11 protein-coding genes and 4 tRNA genes are annotated in these 11916 nt (G+C 53.9%); 5 read left to right on the top strand and 10 right to left on the bottom strand.

Annotated features, from left to right (window positions below; genetic code table 11):
* Positions 1 to 34 precede the first annotated feature (34 nt).
* Genes yigB through JTI85_RS01610 form a run of 5 tightly spaced genes read right to left on the bottom strand, consistent with a single transcriptional unit; the run spans position 35 to position 3418 of the window.
* Entirely contained in the window at positions 35 to 751 is a 717-nt protein-coding gene (yigB, locus tag JTI85_RS01630) for a 5-amino-6-(5-phospho-D-ribitylamino)uracil phosphatase YigB (protein ID WP_219352026.1), read from the bottom strand.
* Positions 751 to 1653, bottom strand: a complete 903-nt coding sequence (gene xerC, locus JTI85_RS01625; RefSeq protein ID WP_115644220.1) for a tyrosine recombinase XerC — start codon at positions 1651 to 1653, stop codon at positions 751 to 753. Before xerC ends, yigB begins: the two co-directional genes overlap by 1 nt.
* Positions 1650 to 2357, bottom strand: coding sequence for a DUF484 domain-containing protein (locus JTI85_RS01620; protein WP_061066917.1), 708 nt, complete (start codon positions 2355 to 2357; stop codon positions 1650 to 1652). Before JTI85_RS01620 ends, xerC begins: the two co-directional genes overlap by 4 nt.
* The gene (gene dapF, locus JTI85_RS01615) at positions 2354 to 3178 is read right to left on the bottom strand and encodes a diaminopimelate epimerase (protein ID WP_005133314.1); all 825 of its coding nucleotides are present in this window, start codon (positions 3176 to 3178) and stop codon (positions 2354 to 2356) included. The genes JTI85_RS01620 and dapF overlap by 4 nt, the downstream gene beginning before the upstream one ends.
* 36 nt (positions 3179 to 3214) lie before the next feature.
* A complete protein-coding gene (locus tag JTI85_RS01610) occupies positions 3215 to 3418 on the bottom strand; it encodes a lipoprotein (protein WP_005133315.1) in 204 nt (67 codons plus the stop codon).
* A gap of 137 nt (positions 3419 to 3555) precedes the next feature.
* Between JTI85_RS01610 and cyaY the strand changes: the two genes are divergently transcribed.
* A complete protein-coding gene (gene cyaY, locus JTI85_RS01605) occupies positions 3556 to 3876 on the top strand; it encodes an iron donor protein CyaY (protein WP_003828967.1) in 321 nt (106 codons plus the stop codon).
* Between the two features lie 46 nt (positions 3877 to 3922).
* Here the strand turns inward: cyaY and cyaA are convergent, their stop codons facing one another.
* Positions 3923 to 6469, bottom strand: a complete 2547-nt coding sequence (cyaA, locus tag JTI85_RS01600; RefSeq protein ID WP_048214075.1) for a class I adenylate cyclase — start codon at positions 6467 to 6469, stop codon at positions 3923 to 3925.
* A gap of 389 nt (positions 6470 to 6858) precedes the next feature.
* Here cyaA and hemC point away from each other — a divergent pair, with 389 nt between their 5' ends.
* From hemC to hemY, 4 genes are read left to right on the top strand one after another with little or no spacing between them, the layout of a single operon-like run.
* Positions 6859 to 7800 (top strand): hydroxymethylbilane synthase, encoded by a 942-nt coding sequence (gene hemC / locus JTI85_RS01595; protein ID WP_145993858.1) that lies wholly within the window; start codon positions 6859 to 6861, stop codon positions 7798 to 7800.
* Positions 7797 to 8537 (top strand): uroporphyrinogen-III synthase, encoded by a 741-nt coding sequence (hemD, locus tag JTI85_RS01590; protein ID WP_048214074.1) that lies wholly within the window; start codon positions 7797 to 7799, stop codon positions 8535 to 8537. The genes hemC and hemD overlap by 4 nt, the downstream gene beginning before the upstream one ends.
* Before the next feature lie 21 nt (positions 8538 to 8558).
* The gene (gene hemX, locus JTI85_RS01585) at positions 8559 to 9740 is read left to right on the top strand and encodes a uroporphyrinogen-III C-methyltransferase (protein ID WP_048214073.1); all 1182 of its coding nucleotides are present in this window, start codon (positions 8559 to 8561) and stop codon (positions 9738 to 9740) included.
* Between the two features lie 2 nt (positions 9741 to 9742).
* Positions 9743 to 10942, top strand: coding sequence for a protoheme IX biogenesis protein HemY (hemY, locus tag JTI85_RS01580; protein ID WP_048214072.1), 1200 nt, complete (start codon positions 9743 to 9745; stop codon positions 10940 to 10942).
* Positions 10943 to 11398: 456 nt separating this feature from the next.
* Here the strand turns inward: hemY and JTI85_RS01575 are convergent.
* From JTI85_RS01575 to JTI85_RS01560, 4 genes are all read right to left on the bottom strand, one after another.
* A tRNA-Pro gene (locus tag JTI85_RS01575) sits at positions 11399 to 11475 on the bottom strand.
* Between the two features lie 41 nt (positions 11476 to 11516).
* Positions 11517 to 11602, bottom strand: a tRNA-Leu gene (locus tag JTI85_RS01570).
* A gap of 20 nt (positions 11603 to 11622) precedes the next feature.
* Positions 11623 to 11698 (bottom strand) — tRNA-His (locus tag JTI85_RS01565).
* Positions 11699 to 11754: 56 nt separating this feature from the next.
* Positions 11755 to 11831: transfer RNA gene (locus JTI85_RS01560), tRNA-Arg, on the bottom strand.
* Between the last annotated feature and the right edge of the window lie 85 nt (positions 11832 to 11916).

Here is an 11916-nt window from a genome sequence, read left to right as displayed (position 1 = left end):
GGGCCCCTGGGAATTTATACAGAGTTGTTGGTGATTATATCAGCGAGGTCAGAGATGCCAACTGTGAAATTTCGATATGCGGCAGCAAACGACTGTCTGCGGTGTGCATCAGGTCGGCATTTTCCGGTTTGATCCAGCAGGCCTGCATACCACAACGGATGGCGCCCGCGACGTCTGTCGTCAGGTCATCGCCCACGTGCAGAATCTCACCCACGGGCATGTTCAGTTTTTCCGCCGCCAGCGCGTACATGTCGCTGAATGGTTTTGATCGTCCGTCGGGACCGGCGCGCAGCACAAACTCAAAGTAATCACCCAGGCCAAACAGTTCCGGCTGCGCGTTACCGTTGGTGATCACCACCAGCGGCCATTTGCGAGCCAGCGCCTTCAGCGTGTCATGCGTCGTCTGCGGGACTTCAATGCGGCTACGCCATTTGGCAAAATTCATCATCGCCGCATTCGCCCCCATTCTGGCTTCTGCCGCTGACAAACCCACTTCCAGCATAGCGCGCTCTACGGCACGGTGACGCCATTGGGTAACATCGTGGTAGATTTCCGGCTCGGCGTCGCGAACGGCCTGACGTAAGCGCTGGAGGTCGCTATTTTGCAGCGAACTCAGCGCCGGATGGTAATTCTGTACAAACGCGAGCGCTTCCTGCTCGGTGCGTGTGATAACGGGACGGTTATCGTAAAGAGTGTCATCAAGGTCAAAGGTGAGCGCAGAAATGCGCCCCAAAGGCCGGTAAAAACGCATTATTTCCCCCGTTTGGCGCGCGGATGCGCCGCATCGTACACTGAAGCCAGGTGTTGAAAATCAAGATGGGTATAGATTTGGGTTGTGGAGAGATTGGCATGACCCAATAACTCCTGCACTCCGCGCAGATCGCCGCTCGACTCCAGCATATGCGTCGCAAAGGAGTGGCGTAATTTGTGGGGATGTACGTGGCTGTTCAACCCCTGCTTGATACCCCATTCAGCAAAGCGTTTCTGCACGTTCCGCGCAGAGATGCGTTTGCCCAGTTTTGACAGAAATAGCGCATCGTCATCGCAACCAAAGAGTCCGCGCAGATCCAGCCAGTGCTCAATCCACGCCACCGCATTGCGGCCAATCGGCAGGCGGCGCTCTTTACTGCCCTTGCCCATCACCCACACTTCGCCGGTGTCGAGATCGAGATGTTTAATATCCAGCCCAACCAGTTCAGATAAACGCAGCCCGGCACCGTACATCACTTCCAGCATCGCACGGTCGCGCACGGCGAGGGGATCGTTGAGATCGATATCCAGCAGGCGATTAACGTCGTCGACGTCGATATTTTTGGGTAAATGGCGCGGCGCTTTGGGTGCGGAAACGCTTTTTGCCGGATTGGCGTTCAGCTCGCCCTGACTGACCATCCAGTCGAAGAAACTGCGTAACGCGGAAAGTCGCAACGCCAGGCTCGCCGGCCCCAGCCCTTTACGACGGCTGCGAACGGCAAAACTGCGCACCATGGCGGCATCACATTGTTGCCAGCTTTGCAGACCGGTTTCTCCGGCTAACGCGATGATGGCATCAAGCTGACGCTGATAATTAAGCAATGTGATCGGGCTAAGCTGGCGCTCAACGCCCAGATAGCGCAAAAAGCGCGCCACATCCTGAGAAAGGGGTGAATCGGTCATACGCGTTCAATCCAGCGCTCCAGCAGCTCCGGCAACATCAGCGAGATTTCCTGCAGCAATTGCGTGCCTTGCCCCTGCTGGTAATGATTAACATCACGACTGCTGAACAGCATCACGCCAAGGGATCCATCCTGCCCGAGCATCGACATCGCGACTGAGCCTATGGCTTTCGCCTCCGGCATCATCACCAGCAATTCCGGGCCATTAAGCGGCCCAAGATAGTGCTGCGACTGACCCAGACGCTGGATACGCAACGGTTCAAAAGCCTGACGGCTTAATGCCAGATGGGTGAATTTTGATGGCGCGCCAAGTCGCCAGCGATCCGGGAACAGACGAACCGTCGCTCCCGCCAGCCCTAACTCACGCGCCCAGCGATGAAGTCGCATCAGCATGTCGTCGAGACTGTTCGCGGACACCAGTCGTCCTTGCAGATTTAACAGTCGATAGAACAGGCTTTCGTTGGCATTCGCTTGTTCCATCAACAGCGCCATGTTCTCTTCCAGCACGTTGATATGATTGCGTGCCCGAGCCATATGCCATTCAACTAAAGAGACCGTGCCCCGCACCGGGTGCGGGACGCGCATCGCTTCAACCGCTTGAGCATTACGGATAAAAAACTCAGGATTACGTTGCAGATAATCGACGACCGCCCGGTCGTCCAGTTCCATGAGCGTTTCCTGTAGTTCTTCCCCTGGTTGCTTCATAAGTGAATAAATCCGTCGTAGACATGTGCCGCCGGGCCAGTCATATATAACGGATGACCCGGACCTTTCCAGGCGATATCAAGTCGACCGCCCGGTAATTCCACCCTCACTTCATCTGCCAGCAGACCCTGCTGAATACCAACCGCAACAGCGGCGCACGCCCCGCTGCCGCAGGCCTGCGTTTCACCCGCCCCGCGCTCATAAACACGCAGTCGAATATGCTCACGCTTGACCACTTGCATGAAGCCGATATTGGCGCGTTCAGGGAAGCGCTCGTGACTTTCCAGAACCGGTCCCAGTGTTTCTACCGTGGCCGTATCAACATCATCAACCTGAATCACGCAGTGCGGATTCCCCATTGAAACTACGCCGCACAATACTGTCTGCTCGGCCACTCGCATAATATAGGTCTTCTCTGCTTTATTGGCACGAAAAGGGACCTGCGAGGGTTCAAAGTTGGGTTCACCCATGTTGACCCGCACCAGCTCATCATCCGTTACGCTTAATACCATCCGGCCATTCGCGGTACTGACGCGAATATCGCGCTTATTGGTCAGCCCTTTCAGGCGAACAAAGCGGGCAAAACAGCGGGCGCCATTGCCACACTGTGACACTTCACTGCCGTCGGCATTAAAAATACGGTAGTGGAAATCCAGCTCCGGATCGTATGGAGGCTCAACCACCAGCAGTTGATCAAATCCAACGCCGAGATGTCTGTCGGCCAGGCGACGGATCAGCTCGGGTGAGAAAAAGACATTCTGCGTTACCGCGTCGACGACCATAAAATCGTTGCCAAGGCCATGCATTTTAGAGAATTGCATTGTTTACTCCGTTCACGCGGGTACAGAAACTTACCGTCAGTAATTCACCTGAGAAGGTCCATCACTGATTCCACGATCGTTTTTATCTGGCGTCGTAGATTGTGCTGGTGACTGAATGCTCTTCGTCGGAGGCGGCGCGTTTTTGTCTGCTGGCGGGAAATAGAGAGGTCCCTTCAGACCACAGCCCGTCAGGCTGAACAGTGTAAAAAGTACAGCGAGTGCCTGAAACACGTTTTTCATTATGGATTGCCTGTAAGTTCATGCTTTCTGTTTTCTATCATCGCAGGAGAAGGCGTAAAAGCAAGAGTTTGGCTAAAAACTGCAACGTGATTTATTCCGCGTTATACTGCGACCATCACGAAAAACAGGATAAAAAAATGAACGACAGTGAATTTCATCGCCTTGCCGACACCCTGTGGATGACCATTGAAGAACGCCTGGACGACTGGGACGGCGACAGCGATATCGATTGTGAAATCAACGGCGGCGTGCTGACCATCAGCTTCGAAAACGGCAGCAAAATTATCATTAACCGTCAGGAGCCGCTGCACCAGGTGTGGCTGGCGACCAAACAGGGCGGCTACCACTTTGATCTGAAAGGCGACGAGTGGATCTGCGATCGCAGCGGCGAAACGTTCTGGGATCTGCTGGAACAGGCGGCAACGCAGCAGGCAGGCGAAGAGGTGAGCTTCCGCTAAGTGTGATTGCCGGATAAGGTGTTTACACCGGCATCCGGCATCATGTTCACGAAAAATACTGCTGCAACAGCGGCGTGTCGTTATCCTGACTGGTTTGCGGGACTGGACTAATCGGCTGGGTGCGGAACGGGATCACCTGCGCGCGCCCGTCAGTTTTCACAATCTGATAAAACTGCGGCAGGTTAAAGTTGATAAAACTGGAGCCGTAAGTGAAGCGATCGTGCGACGATGAATAGAAGCGGCTGACATCTCGCACCAGCTCTTCTTTACTGCCTTCACAGTGGTGATACACCTCGACACGGTTACTCTCGTCCAGAATGTAGATGTTAAAGCCCTGCTCATCACCCGTTTCTTCGAAAAAGAACTGAATGATCCCTTCACTGGCAAATCCGTCCACCACCGACGGGAGTTTCACATGGTTGGTTTCAACCTGAACGGAAAGCCCGTGCAGTTTGTTATGTGAAATCGCGCCATAGAATTCAATCGCGTTTTCCAGCTTCTGTACCGAGACGTTCAGACGTTCGAAGAACAGTCCCCATGTCTGGCCGGAAACACGCAGTGCTTTAAAGCGTCCGGTTTCCTGGCGCGTACTGGACAGGCGTAATTCGATGCACTCAGACACCAGTTGCTGTACGCGAGTACGAATTAAACCGCGCAGATGCTGGCTATAGCAGAAGACCTCGACGCTATCCGGCGGCGCGGCATCCTGATGCATTTTGCCCAGAATCGTTTTTAACGCTTCAATCATCGCCTGCTCGCCGTTGAAGTGCAGGGTTCGCACTTCATTCCACGAGTTGCGATACAGCAGGTCTACGCTACCCACCAGACAATTTTGCTCTTCGCCAAAGCTGAAGACATCCAGCTTACGGAAATCAAAATGCACCACCTGATTGCGAAACGCCGCCGTCGGGTCATATTCGAGGTTAACGATAATCGCCAGATGACGAATTTCGCACGGGCTGTATAGCGCTTTTGGCGTCGGTGCCGGCAGACGCAGCGGGAAGTGGTGCGACACATCAGCGACCATCTCCTGCAGCTTCGGCAAGTCGACAATACCGTTACCCTTAATAAACAAATGCGTACGCGAGGTCAGCAGACCGTTAAACCACGCCCACGCCACCAGCTTATTGAGGTAGCGGTTATATTCCAGCGGCTGATGGCTGATGATCGAATCCATGTTAGGCGCACGGTTGTAAAGATACCAACCCGAACGGTTGGCACGACCCGGCGGTACATGGATAAAGGTCAGATTCGGTTCCGAGAGATCCGGAGATATCTGCGGGTTCACCAGCGTGACCTTACCCGGCAACGCTTCAAACGCAGCATACAGCTTACGGGTCAGCACGCCGATATCCTGCGGGCTGGCGCTGACGCTGAGGTTATTACGCCGCGCAAAACGGATCAAATTACGATAGCTCTGCATCATTGCGTCGAGCAGTTCGTTGTGCGCTTCGCGTACCTGGTCAATTTTCCAGTTAGCGCGATTATCCAGCATGGTCAGACGGGCTTCATCCCAACCCCACTCTGTCACTAACTGACTTAATACTTCACGACGCCAGCCCACGCAGGCGCGTTCACGGCTCAGTTTCTCACAGACTTTTAAGTAGAAACATCGACGCACTAAATCCAGACGCGTCGGGTCTTCGATCGCCGTGAGGTATTCGGTCACGCGCTCCAGCATCATGCAGTATGGGTCGAGACCAAAAGAGACAATCTCGCCGTCGTGCAGGCGCTGTTTAATGTCTTTCGCCAACAGGCGTGGATTGGGGTATTCCCAGGAATAGGCTTCCAGCAGCAGCGTTTTCAGCACCGCTTTGTACGGGGAGTCGATACTCTTGTACAGCTGCCAGAGGCTGGCGCCAAAATACTCTTCGGCAGAGAGCGAACTGAGCCCGCCGAGATCCAACCATTCGTTTGGCGTTAGCACCCCTTGTGCGTAGAGCGTCATGACGTAATCGTCGTAATGCTCTTCTTCGTCGCCCGGCACCATATTCCACAGAATACGTTTACCCGCGAGGCGCACAGCGGTGCGATAGAATTCATCAAGCAGCAGAATATGCTGCGTCGAGCCACAGTCCTCACCACCCAGACTGCCGCTTTCATTGTGACGGAAACGGTTTTCGTCAATCAGGAAGAAACTGACTTCCACGCCCAGCGACGCGGCCCAACTTTCCAGCAGGCTACATTTACGCTGCAGCAACTGGCGCTCTTCGCTATCCAGCCAGGATTGATGGCAGACCCAGATATCAAGGTCAGACGAACAGCTTTGCCCTACCGAAGAGGTACTGCCCATCGAGTAAACGCCAGTGATCGGCAGTTCGCCCTTTGGGGGATCCTGCGGTGACATACCGCGGTACAGTTCCAGCTCATTCAGGTAGTGGCGTTGGGTTTCATCAGGCGTGTAAAAGCATATGCCTTTGGGAACGTTACCATCGAGGTAACCCGGCATCAGTGGGTGGTGGTAGTGCAATAATGTCGGCAGCAGACTGTATACCTGCTGGAAGGCAGGTCCCATGGCAGCAAGCGCGCGATCCACACGCAGTTGATTTATGGCATCCAGTCTCTGTTTCAGAGTCTCAATATAGAGGTACAAGACGTATCGCCTGATGTTGCATCCGTCATGGTGTCGATAGCGGCGGCGCAAACGCTCACCACCCTCGTTATCAATCCGGATAAACCGTATGTCAAAAATAACCGTTACCTTTTTCACCTGCACTTTTATTAGTTACAGATGAAAAAATGGTCTAAAACGTGATCAATTTAACACCTTGCTCATTGACCGTAAAGAAAGATGCGCTACTTACAAGTGTAGCACCGTTCGTTACGTGTAAATTCCTTCATACGGTCGGGAGGTTTCTCGTCATTAATCACTGCCAGTGATGATGCAGCGCCTTTTCCTCTCACTTACGTTTGAGCGTAACGCTGACATCCCTTTGATAAGGATGTTAGGATGGTCAATGATTGATAATGACGGTAACAAGCATGTTAGACAATGTTTTGAGAATTGCCACACGCCAAAGCCCCCTTGCGCTCTGGCAGGCACATTATGTCAAAGACGCCTTAATGGCAAACCACCCCGGTCTGATCGTGGAACTGGTTCCCATGGTGACCCGTGGCGACGTGATTCTGGATACCCCACTGGCAAAAGTCGGGGGTAAAGGTTTGTTTGTTAAAGAGCTGGAAGTCGCACTACTGGAAAAACGCGCCGATATCGCCGTGCACTCCATGAAGGATGTGCCGGTTGAATTCCCTGACGGTCTTGGACTGGTCACCATTTGCGAGCGTGAAGATCCGCGTGATGCTTTTGTCTCCAATAAGTACAACACGCTGGATGAACTCCCGGCAGGTAGCATCGTTGGAACGTCCAGCTTACGTCGCCAGTGCCAGTTGGCGAAGCGTCGTCCGGACCTCATCATCCGTTCGCTGCGCGGCAACGTAGGCACGCGTCTCGGCAAACTGGATAACGGCGATTACGACGCGATTATTCTGGCCGTCGCCGGATTAAAACGCTTAGGACTGGAGTCGCGAATCCGTACTGCTCTGCCGCCAGAAGTCTCCCTGCCTGCGGTCGGACAAGGCGCAGTTGGCATAGAATGTCGACTGGATGACATGCGCACTCAGGCGCTGTTAGCGCCGCTCAACCATGAAGAAACTGCGCTACGCGTCAAAGCCGAACGTGCCATGAACACCCGCCTGGAAGGGGGATGTCAGGTGCCCATCGGCAGTTATGCCGAACTCATCAACGGTGAGATTTGGCTACGAGCGCTGGTTGGCGCGCCTGACGGTTCGCAGATGGTATGCGGAGAACGTCGCGGCGCCGCGCAGGATGCGGAAAAAATGGGTATATCTCTGGCAGAAGAACTGCTGGAGAACGGTGCGCGCGCCATTCTGGCTGAAGTTTATAACGGAGATGCCCCCGCATGAGTATTCTGGTCACCCGCCCGTCTCCCGCTGGGGAAGAGTTAGTGAGCCGTCTGCGCACACTGGGGCAGGTGGCCTGGAGCTTTCCGCTTATTGAGTTCGCGCCGGGCCGGGAACTGCCAACGCTTGCCCCCCGTCTTTCGGCGCTCACCGAAAACGATCTGGTCTTCGCACTCTCGCAGCACGCCGTCACCTTTGCCGATGCCGAGCTTCAGCGGCAAGGGGTAAGTTGGTCCACTCTCCCGCACTATTTTGCCATCGGCCGTACAACGGCGCTGGCGTTACACACCGTGAGCGGATGCAATATTCACTACCCTCTGGATCGGGAAATCAGCGAAGTCTTGCTACAATTACCTGAATTACAAAATATTGCGGGAAAACGCGCACTGATATTACGCGGCAACGGTGGCCGCGAGCTAATAGGTGAAACCCTGACAGCACGCGGAGCTGATGTCGATTTTTGTGAATGTTATCAACGCAGTGCAAAACATTACGATGGCGCAGAGGAAGCGATGCGCTGGCAATCTCGCGGCGTGACCACGCTGGTTGTCACCAGCGGAGAGATGCTACAACAGCTCTGGTCGCTCATTCCGCAATGGTATCGTGAGCACTGGTTACTACGCTGTCGGCTGCTGGTCGTCAGTGAGCGTCTGGCGCACCTCGCCCGGGAACTGGGCTGGCAAGATATTAAGGTCGCTGATAACGCTGACAACGATGCGCTGCTACGCGCATTACAATAACTCTCATAATGGGATGCCATAATGACGGAACAAGAAAAAACCTCCGCCGTGGTTGAAGAGACCAGGGAGGCCGTGGAAACCACATCACAGCCAGTCAATACTGAAAAAAAGAGTAAGAACAGCACGGCGCTGATTCTGAGCGCGGTGGCGATTGCTATTGCGCTGGCGGCAGGTGTGGGGCTGTATGGCTGGGGAAAACAGCAGGCCACTACGCAGACAGCAACCAGTGATGCGCTGGCAAACCAGCTCATGGCGCTGCAAAAAGCGCAAGAAACCCAAAAGACCGAGCTGGAAGGCATTATTAAGCAGCAGGCAACACAGCTGGATGAAGCCAATCGCCAGCAGACTGCGCTGGCCAAACAGCTTGATGAGGTTCAGCAAAAAATCGCCACTATCTCCGGAAGCGATGCCAAAACATGGCTACTGGCGCAGGCCGATTTTCTGGTGAAACTGGCGGGGCGTAAATTATGGAGCGATCAGGACGTTACCACCGCCGCAGCGTTGCTGAAAAGCGCCGACGCCAGCCTGGCTGACATGAATGACCCCAGTTTAATTGCCGCTCGTCGCGCGATTACCGACGATATCGCCAGCCTCTCTGCGGTAACTCAGGTCGACTATGATGGCATTATCCTCAAGGTAAACCAGCTCGCTAACCAAATTGATAACCTGCGTCTGGCTGATAACGATACCGATGATTCACCGATGGATTCTGACAGCAGCGAGCTTTCCAGTTCCATTAGCGAATGGCGCGTCAATCTGCAAAAAAGCTGGCAGAACTTTATGGACAGTTTTATCACCATTCGCCGTCGTGATGAAACCGCCGTCCCGCTACTGGCGCCAAACCAGGATGTTTACTTACGTGAGAACATCCGTTCACGCCTGCTAGTGGCGGCGCAAGCCGTACCTCGCCATCAGGAAGAAACATACCGCCAGGCGCTGGAAAATGTCTCCACGTGGGTTCGCGCCTATTACGACACTGACGATGCGGCGACAAAAGCGTTCCTTGAAGAGGTCGATCAACTGAGCCAGCAAAGCATCAGCATGGACGTACCGGAAACACTTCAGAGCCAGGTTATTCTTGAGAAGCTAATGCAGACTCGCGTGCGTAATTTGCTGGCCCAGCCATCCACATCACCGGCTGAAGCCGCACCTGCACCAGTACCTCAGGCAGATGCTCCGGCAGCCGCGCCGCAAGGAGAATAATGATGCTAAAAGTATTGTTGCTCTTTGTGCTGTTGATCGCCGGGATCGTCGTCGGTCCGATGATAGCCGGTCATCAGGGCTACGTGCTGATCCAGACGGATAACTACAACATCGAAACCAGCGTGACGGGTCTGGTGATCATTCTGATCGTCGCGATGGTCATTCTTTTTGCGATTGAGTGGCTGCTGCGCCGTATATTCCGTACTGGTGCGCATACCCGCGGCTGGTTCGTGGGGCGTAAACGCCGTCGTGCGCGTAAGCAGACCGAGCAGGCGCTGCTTAAACTGGCAGAAGGCGACTATCAGCAGGTTGAAAAGCTGATGTCAAAAAATGCCGATCACGCAGAACAGCCGGTGGTGAATTACCTGTTGGCGGCAGAAGCGGCTCAGCAGCGTGGTGATGAAGCTCGCGCTAATCAACACCTTGAACGCGCAGCCGAACTCGCCGGAAATGATACGATCCCAGTCGAAATCGCCCGTGTTCGTTTGCAGCTGGCGCGTAATGAAAACCATGCCGCACGCCACAGCGTAGACAAACTGCTGGAAGTGACGCCACGTCATCCGGAAGTCTTGCGCCTGGCTGAACAGGCTTATATTCGCACCGGCGCATGGAGTTCTTTGCTGGATATCATTCCATCAATGGCGAAAGCGCATGTGGGTGATGAAGAACACCGTGCGATGCTGGAACAGCAGGCATGGGTGGGTCTGATGGATCAGGTTCGCGCCGATCAGGGCAGCGAGGGATTACGCGCATGGTGGAAAAACCAGAGCCGTAAGACTCGTCATCAGGTTGCCCTGCAGGTGGCGATGGCAGAACATCTGATTGAGTGTGACGATCACGATACGGCACAGCAAATCATCATCGATGGTCTGAAACGTCAGTATGACGACCGCCTGGTGCTGCCGATCCCACGTCTGAAAACCAACAACCCGGAACAGATAGAAAAAGTACTGCGCCAGCAAATTAAAGTGGTGGGCGACCGCCCACTGCTGTGGAGTACGCTTGGTCAGTCATTGATGAAGCACGGTGAATGGCAGGAAGCTACGCTCGCCTTCCGTGCCGCGCTTAAACAACGCCCGGATGCATACGACTACGCCTGGCTTGCCGACGCACTGGACAGGCTGCATCAGCCGGAAGAAGCCGCCACCCTGCGCCGTGATGGCCTGATGTTGACACTGCAGAACAACAATCCCCCGCAGTAACTCCTGAATGCCCGGTGACGCTTTCGCTTACCGGGCCTACATATTTTTCATCTCGTATACGCAAAATCATTCGAGAAGCAGCTCGAAGGATTTTGTTTATGCATAAAAAAACGCCCGCTCGGTAAGGAGCAGGCGTTAAACAGGTCTGTATGACAACATAAATGGGTGCTTCACTCAACGTTATGTCCATGGTGTTTGATGAAGCTAAAGCGACATCTGTCAGTGGACGATAAGCACCGTAAACGGCTCTGCATCATTCCTGAGTTTATGAGGCCTGATGGCGAACATAAGAGATGGAATGAGCATCTACACGCATATTATTACACAGCGTATGCGGTGATTGCACTGTAAAAACCAGGGATTGCGGCTTTTTAGGACTTCATGACATTTGGGGGAGAAGAGGTACAAAAGCGAAGAACAGAAAACAAAAAACCCCGCCGAAGCGGGGTTCAAAATTGGTCGGCGAGAGAGGATTCGAACCTCCGACCCACTGGTCCCAAACCAGTTGCGCTACCAAGCTGCGCTACTCGCCGTTTTACTGCTTTTTGAATTTTTAGTTCAATTCTTTAAGTCGTGGTGCGAGGGGGGGGACTCGAACCCCCACATCCTAAGGACACTAACACCTGAAGCTAGCGCGTCTACCAATTCCGCCACCTTCGCATTTCACAACTTTAAATTAATGGGGTGGCTAATGGGATTCGAACCCACGACAACTGGAATCACAATCCAGGGCTCTACCAACTGAGCTATAGCCACCACTGCAAATCTTTTACGCGGTATTAAAACCACCGCAGCTCCGGCACCTTACTAAATGGTGCGCCCGACAGGATTCGAACCTGAGACCTCTGCCTCCGGAGGGCAGCGCTCTATCCAGCTGAGCTACGGGCGCTTAGCGCCGTTGCGGGGCTGGATATTACGGAGGTCTCGGTCTGCTGTCTAGTGCTTTTTTAAAATAAATTATCGTTTGGTCACGC

The sequence above is a fragment of the Citrobacter sp. Colony219 genome (assembly GCF_019382635.1).
In the GTDB taxonomy this organism is placed as follows: Bacteria; Pseudomonadota; Gammaproteobacteria; order Enterobacterales; family Enterobacteriaceae; genus Citrobacter; species Citrobacter youngae.
The sequence above is the reverse complement of the archived record's forward strand: the minus strand, read 5'-3'. Positions and strand labels throughout refer to the sequence as shown.

Coding starts and splice junctions, on each gene's coding strand:
- yigB (WP_219352026.1), bottom strand. CDS start 751: ATGCGTTTTTACCGGCCTTTGGGGCGCATTTCTGCGCTCACCTTTGAC.
- xerC (WP_115644220.1), bottom strand. CDS start 1,653: ATGACCGATTCACCCCTTTCTCAGGATGTGGCGCGCTTTTTGCGCTAT.
- JTI85_RS01620 (WP_061066917.1), bottom strand. CDS start 2,357: ATGAAGCAACCAGGGGAAGAACTACAGGAAACGCTCATGGAACTGGAC.
- dapF (WP_005133314.1), bottom strand. CDS start 3,178: ATGCAATTCTCTAAAATGCATGGCCTTGGCAACGATTTTATGGTCGTC.
- JTI85_RS01610 (WP_005133315.1), bottom strand. CDS start 3,418: ATGAAAAACGTGTTTCAGGCACTCGCTGTACTTTTTACACTGTTCAGC.
- cyaY (WP_003828967.1), top strand. CDS start 3,556: ATGAACGACAGTGAATTTCATCGCCTTGCCGACACCCTGTGGATGACC.
- hemC (WP_145993858.1), top strand. CDS start 6,859: ATGTTAGACAATGTTTTGAGAATTGCCACACGCCAAAGCCCCCTTGCG.
- hemD (WP_048214074.1), top strand. CDS start 7,797: ATGAGTATTCTGGTCACCCGCCCGTCTCCCGCTGGGGAAGAGTTAGTG.
- hemX (WP_048214073.1), top strand. CDS start 8,559: ATGACGGAACAAGAAAAAACCTCCGCCGTGGTTGAAGAGACCAGGGAG.
- hemY (WP_048214072.1), top strand. CDS start 9,743: ATGCTAAAAGTATTGTTGCTCTTTGTGCTGTTGATCGCCGGGATCGTC.